This is a genomic window from Parasphingopyxis sp. (genome assembly GCF_052168295.1).
Classification (GTDB): Bacteria; Pseudomonadota; Alphaproteobacteria; order Sphingomonadales; family Sphingomonadaceae; genus Parasphingopyxis.
Genome location: NZ_JBQLZN010000086.1, coordinates 1 through 12,655, shown reverse-complemented (window position 1 = coordinate 12,655; position 12,655 = coordinate 1). Strand labels below are relative to the sequence as shown.

The following is a 12,655-nucleotide window of genomic DNA, read 5'->3' as shown; positions in this document are numbered from 1 at the left end:
GGCGCCGGCCGACGCCAAAGCAGAAATGCAAGTGTCTCGCCAATTGGTGAGTTCGGCGCAGTAATCAAGCGGGCGATCGATATTTTGCCAAACACTTTTCGCGGCCGCTATCCCTCCGCCAGTTCAATCCAGACCGGCGTATGGTCAGACGCCTTCTCCCGGCCCCGATATTCCTTGTCCACGCCCGCATCGAGCAAGCGGTCGGCGGCCACCGGACTCAGCATCAGATGATCGATCCTAAGGCCCGCATCGCGCTGCCAGGCGCCGGCCTGATAATCCCAATAGGTCCATATCCTGGCGTTCGGAAAACGCGCGCGGATCGCATCCGTCCAGCCCATCGCGGCGAGCCGGCGGAAGGCGGCGCGGCTTTCGGGCTGGGTGAGCGCATCGTCTTCCATCGCGGCGGGCGAGTGGACGTCGTTATCGGTCGGGATGACGTTGTAGTCGCCCGCGAGCACTATCGGGCGTTCTGTCGCGAACAGCGTTTCGGCGCGCGCGAGCAGCCGCTCCATCCAAGCCAGCTTGTAATCGAATTTGGGGCCGGGCTGCGGATTGCCGTTGGGCAGGTAAATGGAAGCAACGATCAGGTCGCCGATCTCGGCCTCGATATAGCGGCTCTGCTCGTCTTCATCATCGCCGGGCAGGCCCCGCTGATGCTCCTTCAGTTCGGCATCGCGCGCGAGGATCGCCACGCCGTTGAACCCCTTCTGCCCCAGCCAGATCGCGCCATAGCCCGCCTCTTCGATCGCTTTCACCGGCAGCCGGTCGCCGTCGCCCTTCAGCTCCTGCAGGCACACTACGTCCGGCTTCTGCTCGTCGAGCCATTCGGTGAGCCGCGGCAGCCGGGCATTGATGCCGTTCACATTGTAGGTCGCGATTTTCATGGGAAGGCCTTATGCCCCGATCGCGGTGATGGTGCCAGCCGGGAGGCAAGATTTGATACGCTTGGCGCGCAGCGAGGAACTGGACGCGGTCGGGGCCATAGAGGAATCCGCCGATACGCTGTTTCGCGGCACGCATCTGGAATGGGCGATCGGCAAATGGCCGCCAGCACGCGACCGCTACGAACGGAGCCTCGGCGAGGACCGGCTCTGGATCTGGGAACAGGACGAGCGGATCGCCGGTTTCGTCTGCGCGCATGCCGTGGATGATCTGATCTATATCGACCAACTCGCCGTCGGGGCGGATTTTCAAGGCCGCGGGATCGGACGGAAGCTCATGCAGCATGCCATCGGCCATGCGCGCGGACACGGCACAGCGATCGCGCTGATCACGGACCGCAAAATTCCCTGGAATATGCCCTTCTACGCGTCGCTCGGCTTTGCGGAATGGCCAGACCCCTCGCCCGGCATCCAGGCCGAACTCGAGGAGGAATATGCAGATGGTTTCGACCCCGCGACGCGGGTCGCGATGTTGTTGGGAGCGGACTAGACCGAAAAGCTGGTGCCGCAGCCGCAACCCGACTGGGCGTTCGGATTGTTGACCTGGAATGCCGCGCCGCCGAGATTTTCGACGAAATCGACCGAACAGCCGCGCACGAGATCGAGGCTGATCGTATCAACGACGAGCTTCACCCCGTCGCGCTCGGCCAGCACATCGTCATCCTCTACGCTGTCGGCGAGCTCGAAGCGATACTGAAAGCCCGCACAACCGCCGCCATCGACCGCCAGCCGCAAGATGGCGGGCTTGCCCTGCCGTTCGGCAATGGCCGCTACCCGCTCGGCGGCGGAAGGCGTCAGATCGATATCGATCACATCGGTCATTGCACTAAGATAGGTGAGCTGCGCTGGGGCGACAAGTCGGTCGCCCGAACGGACGCAAGTTTACTGGCCGCCGCCGATCGCTGTGCCGGAAGTCTCGGTGGCCGTGTCCGCGGCCGCGATCTGCGCGAGATAGTCGCTGGACGTCATGAACGGCATCGGATTGACCGCGCGACCGGAAATCCGCACCTCATAGTGGAGATGGCTGCCCGTGGAGCGGCCCGTGGAGCCCATGCGGCCGATCAGCTGACCGCGCGTTACACGGGCGCCCGGCTCGACCAGGATCCGCGACAAATGCGCGTAACGCGTCTGGATCTCGCCGCCATGGTTGATCTCGACATATTTGCCATAGCTGCCCAGCCATTGCGCGCGGCCGACAATGCCATCCGCAGTCGCATAGATCGGCGTACCGACCGGGCCGGCCATATCGAGGCCGTTATGCATGCGGCGGCCGCCGAGCACCGGGTGACGGCGCATGCCGAAACCGCTGCTCATGCGATAGCCGTTCGTGACCGGTTCAGCCGAAGGGATCGCCATGACGCCACGGCGTTGCCGCTCGTCCTGACGCCAGCTCGCAAACAGCGCCCGCACTTCGGAACTTTCCGCACCGGCGTGCGTATTTTGTGCAGTCGCCGGCGCCGTGACGGCGAAGCTGGCGAGAAAAGCGGCACATACATAACCCAGAGCGGACAGAATCTGGCTGGGCTTGGTAAAAATAGTTGAGACCATAGCGGTTTTGCGACCCGTTATTGCCGATTTGCGACCGAAAATGACGCACAAATCGAGTGAAACACTATTTGGATGAGAGCAAAAACGCCTCTCAACCCCCGATCTGCGCCGACATTGTTAACGAACCGTCTAACTGGCAAGCGCGATGTAGAAATCTCGGGTCAAACCGGCTTGTCGACGCGCTGAGTCGTTGAATGGCGCTTTCAGACGGCCGCCAAAATAGCGTTCGACAAGCGATCGCCAGGTCTGTTGCGGTGCAATATTAAGATTTTTGCAACGAAATTCGAACCATTTGACGCCGAATCCGACATGGCGGACCTCATCGGTCATGATCCGCGCCAGAATGCGCGCCGAGGTCAGATCTTCGGCTTTTTCGAACCGGTCTATGGTCGCTGGCGTGACATCCAAGCCGCGCGCTTCCAGCACCATCGGCACGATCGCCAGCCGCGCGAGCGGATCATGCGCCGTCGCTTCGGCCGATTCCCAGAGGCCGTCATGCGCGGGCAATTCGCCGTAGCCTGAGCCGAGCGACCGGAGCCGCCGGTCCAGCAGTGCGAAATGCATCGCCTCTTCGGCGCCCACCCGCATCCAGTCGTCCACGAACGCACGGGGAAACTCCCCGCCGAACCGCCCGGCCATGTCGAAAGCGAGATCGATGGCGACGAACTCGATATGGGCGAGCGCGTGCAGCATCGCGATCCGTCCGCGCTCCGACCCGCCCTTGCCGCGGCGTGGCATCTGCGCCGGCGGCAGGAGTTGCGGCCGGACGGGCCGTGCCGGCCGGTCGGGCATCGCTTCGTCGAAGACATGGGCGAGCCGCCCCAGCCGCCAGTCTCGTGCCACGGACCGGGCCGCAAAGACCTTGTCCTTGGGCTGCGCCGCGCACAGCACGGAAGCGGCGGCCGACGTGACACTCGCCACGCTCATCGAGCTATCCGAGCGCTTTCACGTCCTCGAGCACTGCTTCGGCATGGCCCGCGACTTTCACCTTGGGCCAGACCTTGGCGACCGTTCCGTCGGCATCGATCAGGAAGGTCGCGCGCTGAATACCCATATATTTGCGGCCGTACATGTTCTTCTCGACCCATACGCCGAACGCCTCGGTCACCGACCCATCGGCATCGGTCGCGAGATCGACCTTCAGGTCGTGTTTGTCGGCAAATTTCACATGCTTTGCGGGCGGATCCTTCGAGACGCCGAGGATCTTGGCACCGGCCTTTTCGAATTCGCCGGCCAGGTCGGTGAAGGCGATCGCCTCTTTCGTGCACCCGGGCGTGTCGTCCTTGGGATAGAAATAGAACACGAGCGGTTTGCCGCGATAGTCGCTGAGCTTCACTTCGCTTTCATCCGGCAACTGCAGCGTCACATCAGGCGCGGCCTGACCTTCCTCGATCATTCGTCATCTCCTTCATCGTGATTGAGCGCAAGCCTGCGCCATTCGCTCCGCACGCATTGCCGCGCCCGGTCATAGTCCGCAACCAGCGCGTCCCAATTTTCCTTGCCGCACCGTTCGGCGACAAGCGCCAGGCTCGCTTCTGCGATCGCCTGGGACGACGGGGCGACGAGCCGCAACGTGACCAGCATACGCGTCAGCAGATCATGCGCGTCGGCCAAAGCGGGATCGACGAGTTCGGCTTCGATCAGCTCGGCGATCGCCCTCGGCAATTGCGGGTGCAGTCCAACGCGATGCCAGAGCTGGAGCAGGTGGACGCAAAATTCGAGATCGACGAGCCCGCCCTCGACCAGCTTGACGTCGTAGGGACCGGCAGGCGGCTTGTGCTCGCTCATTTCCGCGCGCATCGCCCGGACATCGGCGATCAGCTCCGCCGGCGCGCGATTACGGTTCAATATTTCGGCGATCATCCGGCGCAGCGTGTCCTGCGCTTCTTCCGGCCCGTAAACCGGGCGCGCCCGGGCGAGCGCCATATGCTCCCATGTCCACGCATTATCGCGATGATAGGTCGCGAAACTGTCGAACGACACGGCCAGCAGCCCCTGTGCGCCCGAGGGCCGAAGCCGCGTATCCACTTCGTACAGTGGCCCGGAAGCGGTCGGCACGCTGAGCGCGGCGGTCACGCGCTGGGCAAGGCGCTGAAAATAGGTCGTCGCACCCAGCGGCCTGTCACCGTCCGACTGAGCGGCGTGATCGCCGGTGAAAAGATAGACGAGATCGAGGTCGGACGCATGGGTCAGTGCCTCGCCGCCCAACCGCCCCAATGCGAGTATCACGAGATCGCATCCGTCTATCTGGCCGTGCACCTTTTCGAACTCGGCAATCGCGGCGTCGACCAGCACCGTCAGCGCCGCCTCCGCCACCCGCGCGTAACCGCCTGCGACGTCCAGCGGATCACTCCGCCCGTCGATGAGCTGCACACCGAGGGCGAACCGCTCTTCGCCGACAAGTTGCCGCATCCGGTCAAGTATTATCTGATAATCTTCGGAAGCGCTCCGGGTACGGAGAATTTCCGTCAGTTCGTCGAGCGGCTCCGGCGGGTCCAGCGCGCTCGCGTCGATCAGGCCGTCGAACAGTTCGGCATGGCGGGCCAGCTCATCGGCCAGCGCGGGCGCATGGCTGAGCACGTCGACCAGCAGACGGCCAAGGCCCGGACGGGCGTCGAGCAGGTTAAAAAGGTTCACCGCGCTTGGCAGGCGATCGAGCAAGACGTCGAAGCGATTGATCGCGCCGATCGGATCGGGCGATCGCCCCATCTCGGCGATCAGCGCCGGGAGCACGGCTTCGAGCGCTTCGCGCGCTACCGAAGATTGGGTCGACCGAACCTTCCCCCCACGCCATCCCTCGATCCGGCGGCGCGCATCTTCCGGCGCCCGAAAGCCAATCCGCTCCAGCGCGGTCTCGAGAAGCGCGCCATCTGTAGGCAGCCGGTCTACATCATCGTCTTCCAGCTCGTCGTAAAGCGCACCGACATAGGCGACCGGCCCGGTCAGCAAGTCGAGCAATTCCGCGCCATCGCGGCGTCCGTCCAGCCGCGCAACGGAATCCAGCGCCGCAGTCTCTTCCGGCAGGCTGTGCGTCTGCTGATCCTCAATCATCTGCAGCCGGTGCTCGACCGTCCGGAACAGCCGGTAGGCGTCGGCCAATCGTTCGGCATCTGGCAGCGGTATGTGGCTACGGTCGGCGAGGGCCGAAAGCGCATCCAGTGTCGCCGGCGCCCGCAATTCCGGCTCGCGGCCGCCATGAATCAGTTGATGGACCTGCGCATAGAACTCGATCTCCCGGATTCCGCCCCGGCCGCGTTTGAGATCGTAGCCGGGGCCGAATTTCTGACCCTGCGCATAATGATCGCGGATGCGGTGCGACATCGCGCGGATCGCCTTGATCGCGCTGAAATCGAGCGAGCGGCGCCAGACGAAGGGTTCGATGGCCGCCAGGAATCGCTTCCCGAGCCCGATATCGCCTGCCACCGCACGGGCGCGGATAAAGACTGCACGCTCCCACAGTTCCGCCATCGTCTCGTAATGCGCGATCGCGGCGCCGATCGAGAGCGCGATCGGCGTGATTTCGGGCGACGGGCGCAGCCGCAGATCGACACGAAACACATAACCGTCGCCGGTACGGTCATTGAGAAGCTTGGCGACGAGACGCCCGAGCCGGATGGCGGATTGCTGCGGGTCTTCCTTGGGGCGGCAGGGCAGCGTTTCGGGATCGAACAGGAAGACGATGTCGATATCGGACGAATAGTTGAGTTCGCGGCTGCCATGCTTGCCGAGCGCGATGGCCGCAAATCCGGCGGGCGTGCAATCGGGCATACGCTCGGCAAAGGCGGTCCGGATGGCCTCGTCGAGCGCGTGATCCGCAAAGTCGGAGAGCAGCGTAACCGTTTCGACAAGATCGAACGTACCCGAAAGATCGCCGATCGCCGCGTAGAGCGCCAGCTTCTGACGGTCGATGCGCAAGGCCCGAACCGCGTCCGCGCGATCCTGTTCAAGATACGTCGTAAAGTCATCGAATTGAGGGGAAAGTGGGGCCGTCTCCATCTTCGCGACGAAATCGGGGTGGCGCTCCATCAGCCGCTTGAGAAAGGGCGCGTGCGCACGCGCCCGGTCCAAGGCATCCGATATCCGGGTTCGAGCGTGGGATTGCGTCATTACGAGGCAAGCAAATCCGGCAAATAGCCGCCCGATGCAACTTTTGGGTGCTAGCGGCGTTTTACAATCATGAGCGACAGCCCATCCCTGGATCGCGCGAAAGCCCGCGGCGAATCGGACGGCCATCTCAATCTCGGCTTTGCCGCGAAGAGGCCGGACGCCATCGGCGCTTGCCTGCGCGAATCGTTCCAGCAGGATGTGGACGAGGACGTGCCGGAAGAGTTCGAAAAGCTCTTAAAGGCTCTGCACTGAGACAGTACGGGCTCAGCGATTGCTGAGATCGTCCACTTCGCTCATGATCTCCTGAAGCGCGGTCTTCTCGTCGTCGCTGTCGTGACGCCCGCGCGGTTTGAGCTTGCCCTCTTCCAAAATGGCTTCGAGCGCCGTGCGGCCACGCGCGACGCGGCTCTTGATCGTGCCGACGGCGCACCCGCAGATCTCCGCCGCCTCGTCATAGGCAAAGCCGCCCGCGCCTACGAGGATCAACGCCTCGCGTTGGGTTTCCGGCAGTTCCATGAGAGCGCGTTGCATATCGCCCAGCTCGACGTGCCGGTCCTGGCTTGCCGGCGCGGCGAGCAGCTTGTCGGCGGTCAGATCGTCCCATTCGCCCTTGAATTTGGATCGGCGCATCTGGGAGAGAAACAGGTTGCGCAGGATGATGAACGTCCATGCGCGCATATTGGTGCCCGCCTGGAAGCGTTCACGCGCGGCCCAGGCCTTGAGCAGCGTCTCCTGAACCAGGTCGTCGGCTGTGTCGCGGTTGCCCGACAGGGACCGGCCGAATGCGCGCAAATGCGGAATAACCTGTGCAAGCTGTTCTTTGAACGCGGCGTCGCTCAGCGGTTGCGATTTCTCGTCCGCATTGCTCTTTTCTTCTGCCTCGTTCGGCTCGTCGGCCATTCACGTCCCCCCGAAGCAGCCTATCGGCCTTCGATCTGACTGCAATGTCAAAGGTTTAGCCCACGCACATCTCGAGGGCTACCGAAATCCGATCCGAAATCACACTCCGCCCCAGAACAAGATACCGAATACGACGATCACCAGGAGCAGCGACACGATCAGAATAACGCGCGTCATATGCGGCGTTCGGCCCGCTCGCGCTTCGGTCTTGCTCAGATGCGTTTCATCGTCAGTCATTATATTCCCTCAATTCTAGCGGCCCTTCGATGCGGCCGCGTCTCGATATATGTTCTCGTTTACGCCGGGACAGTCGTCTGGTTGAAAAACAGCGCTTGCGCAATCGCTGTCTTGACGGTCGATTTCTGGAACGGTTTCGTGATCAGAAATGCTGGCTCCGGCCGTTCACCGGTCAGCAAACGCTCCGGGAACGCTGTAATAAAGATGACAGGCACGTCCATCACATTCAATATGTCCTGAACGGCATCTATGCCCGAGCTGTCGTCTGCAAGCTGGATATCGGCGAGAACGAGCCCCGGCGTCCGGCTCTCCGCCTCGCGCACGGCCTCGTCCCGCGTCACGGCGATACCGGTCACATCATGGCCAAGGTCGCGTACGATGGCTTCCAGGTCCATCGCGATGATCGGTTCGTCCTCGATGATCAATACGGCCGTTTTGAGCTGCCGTTCGATATCGGCCCGCGCCTCTGCAATCAGCTGATCGATCGCTTCATTGGGCTGGTCGAGCAGATAGGCGATGCCGCGGTGATCGAATCCCTCCACTTCCGACAGCAGGAGCGCCTGACGCGGCACCTGCTCGATCATGGCCAGCCGGGCGCCGGCAATGGCCTCGCGCTCCTGTAAGCCTGCGCTACCCGGCGCCGACGCATCACCGCTTTCGGTCGACCGCCAGATATCCAGAAAGCTACGATAGAGCCCCAGACGGGGATCGACATCGTTGGGGAAACTCTGCGGATCGGCGACGATCGATTCGAGCGTCAGCCGAACAAGGGCATCGCCCTGCTGCTGATCGCCGGTCAGGGCGCGGGAAAATCGCCGCAGCATCGCAAGATGGGGGGCAAGCTGTTCGCCCAATGACGCCATGGGTATCTTCTCCTCGGACCTGACTATGTTCTGCGTACGCGGTTCTGGGAATAGAACTCAAGACCAAAGCGCAGGTTCCACATCGTTCGGACCATCGCAGGCATGGTTGGGGCGCGCAGCGTGCAGAGCGACAGAGGCCGCACGGGAAATTGAGAGTTGCGAAATGCAACCGCTTATGGCTAGTAAGACTGTGGATCGCGACACTTTTCCGGGGAAACAGCTTGGCTTCTGGTGAAAAAAAGCCGGGTAAGCCCGAAGAACAGCCTCAAGGCGATTCCGGGAACCCATCAAAGTCGGATATCGGGGACGCGCTGCGTTCCGCCTATGAAGATGCGGTCAACGAGGAGATACCGGCAGAAATGCTGGATTTGCTCGGAAAACTCGACTGAAGAGAGGCCGTTTTCAGACGGAAACCGGCATGACCTCTGCGAATCCGCGACACAATCGTTCCGCCAAACTTCCGACCAGCCTCATAACCCTGGTTCTCCTTGGGATCGCGTTGCTGCCGCTCGGCGTCGTCGCAGTCCTCAACTCGGTGAACCAGGCACAAGGCGCGCGCCAAGACCGGCTCGCCGAGGTCAATCTGCTTGCGGAAGTCGGCGCCAACCATCTTGAGCGCTCGATAGCCGATTATCGCCAGGAGCTGCAGTCTGCCGTCATGCAGATAGCGGCCAGCGAAGATGGCCGGGAGAATTGCGACGCGATACTGGTCGACATCTTCGGTGCGGAGCCCGATCTTGCCGCGCTCGTCATCCGGAACAGCGATGACGCGGCAATATGCGCGATCGGTGTGGACAGTGTCGCTGCCATGCCCGTGCAGCGACCCGAACCCGGCGCGACGGCGACCATACTCGATGCCGAAACGCCCGCGGTGATCCTGTCCTTTGCCGACCGGGGCGGGACACTGGCCGGGACGATGGTCCTGACCCGCGAATCCATGGCTCTGCTGCCGCAACCGAGTGTGCTCGATAGAAACTATCAGATCGCGCTTTCCGGCGGCGATGAGACCGTCGTCATCCGGCCATGGGCCGATCATTCCGCCGAAGACCCGATCCTGACTGCCAGCGAACCGATCGGCGACACCGGTATGACGCTCAGTGCGAGTTTCGAGCGGGCACCACTCAGCGTATCGGAAATGTTCAGTATAGCGCTGCCCGTGCTCATGTGGGTCGTCGCCGCGATTCTCGGCTGGATCGCCATCACTCTGCTTCTGATCCGCCCGCTGCGCGAATTGCGGAAAGCGGTCATCGGTCATGCCAATGGCGAAACCGAATTCGCCACCCCCAATCTCCCGATTGCGGCCATCGAGATCCAGCAACTCGGCGATGCGTTCGAGGAAACATTCGACACGCTGCAAAGCCACGAAGAGCAGTTGGCCGCAGGGCTGGAGGAACAGACGCGCCTGACGCGCGAAGTGCATCACCGGGTGAAAAACAATCTGCAGATCATCGCGAGCCTGCTGAACCTGCATGCGCGATCGGCGAAATCGGAGGACGGCGCGGCCGCCTATGCTTCGATACAGCGGCGGGTCGATGCACTGGCCATCGTGCAGCGCAATCTGTTCGCCGAGCTGGAGAAGGACGCAGGGTTGCCGCTGCGTCCCGTCCTCGCCGAGCTCGCCTCGGGTTTGCAGCAGAGCGCGCCCGCCTCCGTCGAGATTGCGATTATGCTCGATATCGATCCGGTACGCGTCGGCCAGGATATCGCGGCGCCGGCTTGTTTTCTCGTCACCGAGCTCGTCGAACTGGCGATGCTGAGCGAAACGCGGGTCGAGATCGCGATCGCCGTTACCGCTCTCGCCGACCGTTCCGCGCGGCTATCCGTACGCTCCCAGGCCCTGGCACAGGCGTCGCAGCGCGAAGAATTCGCGCGCTATCGGCGCGTACTGACGGGGATGGCACGGCAGCTGCAAGCCAGTCTGGATGAGGAAGAATCGGGGACATTATTCACGATAATGATCCCGACGCTGCAATTTCCTTGAGAAAAATGTCGATTTAACGTATTGAAAAGTAAGGTGTTTCAAATTTTTTCGATTTTTTTTGCCTTCGGCGGGAACCAAATGCCCCGCCCGTCGTTTTCTTGTTCGGATAGCGACCTTTTTGCCCCCCGCTCTCGCTGTCCAAACATTTAGCCCGGAAACGCCTCCATCCCCCCGGAAGGCGTTTCCGGGTTTAAATATTTCTGGCGCGGAGAAATGCCCGTGAGGAACCTCGAACCGGGATCGAACCGCGGAGAGCTTGTCAGCCGCTACTCATTCGGTTGATATTATCGCGGACCGATTCCATCGGCGTCTGTGAAGGAGTGTTTCCATGCCGAAAATTGCCGTCATATCCTTGGTCGTGGCCAGTTTCGCACTGTCGGCCTGCAACACCGTTGCCGGGATCGGCCGTGATGTTCAGAGCGTCGGCGAAACCGTGGAAGAAGTGGCCGAGTAACGATCCTTCGGAGCGGTAACGTTCAAAGCGTCGCCGTCAGGCCGTTTCCGCCTGTTTTTCCTTCCTCTGCCGCCGCTTGTCGGTGAACCAGATGATCACCAGCGTCAGTTCGAACAACAGGCATAGCGGTATGCCGAGCATGAGCTGCGTTACCGGATCGGGCGGCGTGAAAATCGCCGCGATGATGAACGCGCCGACGATGATATATTTGCGGGCTTTGACGAGCTGCGCACGATCGACGATTCCGGCCCGGTTCAGGAGCAGGATCAGCACCGGCAACAGAAATGCGATCCCGAAAATGATGATGAATCGCATCACCAGCGAGAGGTAGCTGCCGACTGCGGGCAACGCCTCCTGGTTGAGCCCGCCTACTTCCCCCTGATATCCAAGGAAAAAGCGGAATGCGACCGGCATGACGATATAATAGGCCAGCGCCGCGCCGAGGGTGAACAGCACGGGCGTCGCGAACAGGAAAGGCAGGAATGCGCCCTTCTCGTTCTTGTACAGCCCGGGCGCGACGAAGGCCCAGATCTGGTTCGCAATCAACGGGAATGCGACGACGAAAGCGCCGAATACGGCCACCTTGATCTCCACGAAAAAGGCTTCGTAAAGCTGGGTGTAGATGAGCTGGCCCTCGCCTTCCGCGAACGCTTCCGTCAGCGGCTGGACCAGAAATTCGAAGATCTCGGTGGCGAAATAGAAGCAGACGCCGAAGGCGATTGCGAGGCCGAGAAAGCACCATAGGAGCCGATTGCGCAGTTCGATCAGATGATCGATGAGCGGCGCGCTGCTCTCGTCGATTTCGGCGTCTTCGCTCATGCCTTGCGATCCGGTTTCGGTTCGTCCGGGAGCAACGGCAGTTGGGATTCGGCCTCGTTCGCCTCATCGCCCGGGGCAGACGGCTGTTCGCTTTCGGTGCTGTCGGTTTCGGTCGTTTGCGGCTTGTCGAGCGGCTTCATTTGCGCGTCATCGTCGGACGCCCCGCCTTCCTGATCGCGATATTTCTCCGGCGGGTGATCGCGCATGATCTGCGCGTTCTTCTCCGCCCAGACCTTCTCCTGCTCCTCGATCTCCGCCTCACGGATCATGGCGTCGATGCCGACCTTGAAATGGCCGGTCATAGCGCGCAACTGCCCAAGCCAGCGGCCGGCGGTGCGCATCGCGATCGGCAAATCCTTGGGGCCGATAATGATGAGCGCCACGGCTGCGACCAGCAACAGCTCTATTGCACCGATATCGAACATAGGCGCCGACCACCCTCAAAGCGCGAAGAAAATGTCCGGCCGTCGCGGCCGGGCACGAAGATTCTAGCTGGCGCTATCCTCGCGCTTCGCTTCGACCGTCGCGTCGGACGGCGGGGCGGGCGGCGCGGGTTGCGGCGCGATGCGCGGCGGTTCCGACGAGGACGACGATTGCTCGCCCTCATTCTCGTCATCACGCAAGCCCTTCTTGAAGCTCGTGATGCCTTTCGCGAGATCGCCCATCATATCCGAGATCCGCCCACGTCCGAAAAACAGGACGATAAGCAGTACGATAATTACAATTTGCCACGGACCTAAAGCCATGAAATTTCTCCTTATCCGCGGCCTAGTTAGTCATCCTGTTCGGCGGATTCCAGTTCGAG

At 61.9% G+C, this 12,655-nt stretch carries 17 protein-coding genes; 5 read left to right on the top strand and 12 right to left on the bottom strand.

Annotation, left to right across the window (positions count from 1 at the left end):
- Positions 1-107: 107 nt before the first annotated feature.
- The gene (xth, locus tag ACTS1Z_RS13750; protein WP_442625043.1) at positions 108-884 is read right to left on the bottom strand and encodes an exodeoxyribonuclease III; all 777 of its coding nucleotides are present in this window, start codon (positions 882-884) and stop codon (positions 108-110) included.
- A 52-nt stretch (positions 885-936) separates the two neighbouring features.
- On the opposite strand from xth, the gene ACTS1Z_RS13745 reads away from it, so the two are divergent.
- Positions 937-1,431, top strand: coding sequence for a GNAT family N-acetyltransferase (locus tag ACTS1Z_RS13745; RefSeq protein WP_442625042.1), 495 nt, complete (start codon positions 937-939; stop codon positions 1,429-1,431).
- On the opposite strand, the gene erpA is transcribed toward ACTS1Z_RS13745, so the two are convergent.
- The 5 genes from erpA to ACTS1Z_RS13720 form a co-directional block, all read right to left on the bottom strand.
- The gene (gene erpA, locus ACTS1Z_RS13740) at positions 1,428-1,754 is read right to left on the bottom strand and encodes an iron-sulfur cluster insertion protein ErpA (RefSeq protein WP_299329435.1); all 327 of its coding nucleotides are present in this window, start codon (positions 1,752-1,754) and stop codon (positions 1,428-1,430) included. The genes ACTS1Z_RS13745 and erpA overlap by 4 nt on opposite strands.
- A 69-nt stretch (positions 1,755-1,823) precedes the next feature.
- Positions 1,824-2,489, bottom strand: coding sequence for a M23 family metallopeptidase (locus ACTS1Z_RS13735; RefSeq protein ID WP_442625041.1), 666 nt, complete (start codon positions 2,487-2,489; stop codon positions 1,824-1,826).
- A gap of 129 nt (positions 2,490-2,618) precedes the next feature.
- Complete coding sequence (locus ACTS1Z_RS13730) at positions 2,619-3,416, bottom strand: ferritin-like domain-containing protein (RefSeq protein WP_442625040.1); 798 nt, start codon at positions 3,414-3,416, stop codon at positions 2,619-2,621.
- 4 nt (positions 3,417-3,420) lie between these two features.
- On the bottom strand, positions 3,421-3,885 hold the full coding sequence (bcp, locus tag ACTS1Z_RS13725; protein WP_442625039.1) for a thioredoxin-dependent thiol peroxidase: 465 nt from the start codon (positions 3,883-3,885) through the stop codon (positions 3,421-3,423).
- Positions 3,882-6,596 (bottom strand): bifunctional [glutamine synthetase] adenylyltransferase/[glutamine synthetase]-adenylyl-L-tyrosine phosphorylase, encoded by a 2,715-nt coding sequence (locus tag ACTS1Z_RS13720; RefSeq protein WP_442625038.1) that lies wholly within the window; start codon positions 6,594-6,596, stop codon positions 3,882-3,884. Before ACTS1Z_RS13720 ends, bcp begins: the two co-directional genes overlap by 4 nt.
- A 69-nt stretch (positions 6,597-6,665) precedes the next feature.
- On the opposite strand from ACTS1Z_RS13720, the gene ACTS1Z_RS13715 reads away from it, so the two are divergent.
- Positions 6,666-6,848, top strand: coding sequence for a NepR family anti-sigma factor (locus ACTS1Z_RS13715; protein WP_442625037.1), 183 nt, complete (start codon positions 6,666-6,668; stop codon positions 6,846-6,848).
- A gap of 12 nt (positions 6,849-6,860) precedes the next feature.
- Here ACTS1Z_RS13715 and ACTS1Z_RS13710 read toward each other — a convergent pair whose 3' ends face one another.
- From ACTS1Z_RS13710 to ACTS1Z_RS13700, 3 genes are all read right to left on the bottom strand, one after another.
- Positions 6,861-7,496, bottom strand: coding sequence for a sigma-70 family RNA polymerase sigma factor (locus ACTS1Z_RS13710; protein ID WP_442625036.1), 636 nt, complete (start codon positions 7,494-7,496; stop codon positions 6,861-6,863).
- Positions 7,497-7,595: 99 nt separating this feature from the next.
- A complete protein-coding gene (locus tag ACTS1Z_RS13705) occupies positions 7,596-7,733 on the bottom strand; it encodes a hypothetical protein (RefSeq protein ID WP_442625035.1) in 138 nt (45 codons plus the stop codon).
- Between the two features lie 59 nt (positions 7,734-7,792).
- The gene (locus tag ACTS1Z_RS13700) at positions 7,793-8,596 is read right to left on the bottom strand and encodes a response regulator (RefSeq protein WP_442625034.1); all 804 of its coding nucleotides are present in this window, start codon (positions 8,594-8,596) and stop codon (positions 7,793-7,795) included.
- Between the two features lie 221 nt (positions 8,597-8,817).
- On the opposite strand from ACTS1Z_RS13700, the gene ACTS1Z_RS13695 reads away from it, so the two are divergent.
- From ACTS1Z_RS13695 to ACTS1Z_RS13685, 3 genes are all read left to right on the top strand, one after another.
- Positions 8,818-8,985 (top strand): NepR family anti-sigma factor, encoded by a 168-nt coding sequence (locus tag ACTS1Z_RS13695; RefSeq protein WP_442625033.1) that lies wholly within the window; start codon positions 8,818-8,820, stop codon positions 8,983-8,985.
- A gap of 29 nt (positions 8,986-9,014) precedes the next feature.
- Positions 9,015-10,577, top strand: coding sequence for a sensor histidine kinase (locus tag ACTS1Z_RS13690; protein WP_442625032.1), 1,563 nt, complete (start codon positions 9,015-9,017; stop codon positions 10,575-10,577).
- A gap of 328 nt (positions 10,578-10,905) precedes the next feature.
- Positions 10,906-11,031, top strand: a complete 126-nt coding sequence (locus ACTS1Z_RS13685) for an entericidin A/B family lipoprotein (RefSeq protein ID WP_442625031.1) — start codon at positions 10,906-10,908, stop codon at positions 11,029-11,031.
- A 36-nt stretch (positions 11,032-11,067) separates the two neighbouring features.
- Here ACTS1Z_RS13685 and tatC read toward each other — a convergent pair whose 3' ends face one another.
- The 3 genes from tatC to tatA all read right to left on the bottom strand — a co-directional run bounded on the left by tatC (position 11,068) and on the right by tatA (position 12,596).
- Positions 11,068-11,850, bottom strand: a complete 783-nt coding sequence (tatC, locus tag ACTS1Z_RS13680) for a twin-arginine translocase subunit TatC (RefSeq protein WP_442625030.1) — start codon at positions 11,848-11,850, stop codon at positions 11,068-11,070.
- Positions 11,847-12,275 (bottom strand): Sec-independent protein translocase protein TatB, encoded by a 429-nt coding sequence (gene tatB, locus ACTS1Z_RS13675; RefSeq protein ID WP_442625029.1) that lies wholly within the window; start codon positions 12,273-12,275, stop codon positions 11,847-11,849. The genes tatC and tatB overlap by 4 nt, the downstream gene beginning before the upstream one ends.
- 63 nt (positions 12,276-12,338) lie before the next feature.
- Complete coding sequence (gene tatA / locus ACTS1Z_RS13670; protein WP_442625028.1) at positions 12,339-12,596, bottom strand: twin-arginine translocase TatA/TatE family subunit; 258 nt, start codon at positions 12,594-12,596, stop codon at positions 12,339-12,341.
- Between the last annotated feature and the right edge of the window lie 59 nt (positions 12,597-12,655).

What these genes read in the sequence shown, in the direction of transcription:
- ACTS1Z_RS13715 (WP_442625037.1), top strand. Translation starts at nt 6,666, where the DNA reads ATGAGCGACAGCCCATCCCTGGATCGCGCGAAAGCCCGCGGCGAATCG.
- tatA (WP_442625028.1), bottom strand. Translation starts at nt 12,596, where the DNA reads ATGGCTTTAGGTCCGTGGCAAATTGTAATTATCGTACTGCTTATCGTC.
- ACTS1Z_RS13700 (WP_442625034.1), bottom strand. Translation starts at nt 8,596, where the DNA reads ATGGCGTCATTGGGCGAACAGCTTGCCCCCCATCTTGCGATGCTGCGG.
- ACTS1Z_RS13720 (WP_442625038.1), bottom strand. Translation starts at nt 6,596, where the DNA reads ATGACGCAATCCCACGCTCGAACCCGGATATCGGATGCCTTGGACCGG.
- xth (WP_442625043.1), bottom strand. Translation starts at nt 884, where the DNA reads ATGAAAATCGCGACCTACAATGTGAACGGCATCAATGCCCGGCTGCCG.
- ACTS1Z_RS13710 (WP_442625036.1), bottom strand. Translation starts at nt 7,496, where the DNA reads ATGGCCGACGAGCCGAACGAGGCAGAAGAAAAGAGCAATGCGGACGAG.
- ACTS1Z_RS13730 (WP_442625040.1), bottom strand. Translation starts at nt 3,416, where the DNA reads ATGAGCGTGGCGAGTGTCACGTCGGCCGCCGCTTCCGTGCTGTGCGCG.
- ACTS1Z_RS13735 (WP_442625041.1), bottom strand. Translation starts at nt 2,489, where the DNA reads ATGGTCTCAACTATTTTTACCAAGCCCAGCCAGATTCTGTCCGCTCTG.
- ACTS1Z_RS13690 (WP_442625032.1), top strand. Translation starts at nt 9,015, where the DNA reads ATGACCTCTGCGAATCCGCGACACAATCGTTCCGCCAAACTTCCGACC.
- bcp (WP_442625039.1), bottom strand. Translation starts at nt 3,885, where the DNA reads ATGATCGAGGAAGGTCAGGCCGCGCCTGATGTGACGCTGCAGTTGCCG.
- ACTS1Z_RS13705 (WP_442625035.1), bottom strand. Translation starts at nt 7,733, where the DNA reads ATGACTGACGATGAAACGCATCTGAGCAAGACCGAAGCGCGAGCGGGC.
- tatC (WP_442625030.1), bottom strand. Translation starts at nt 11,850, where the DNA reads ATGAGCGAAGACGCCGAAATCGACGAGAGCAGCGCGCCGCTCATCGAT.
- tatB (WP_442625029.1), bottom strand. Translation starts at nt 12,275, where the DNA reads ATGTTCGATATCGGTGCAATAGAGCTGTTGCTGGTCGCAGCCGTGGCG.
- ACTS1Z_RS13685 (WP_442625031.1), top strand. Translation starts at nt 10,906, where the DNA reads ATGCCGAAAATTGCCGTCATATCCTTGGTCGTGGCCAGTTTCGCACTG.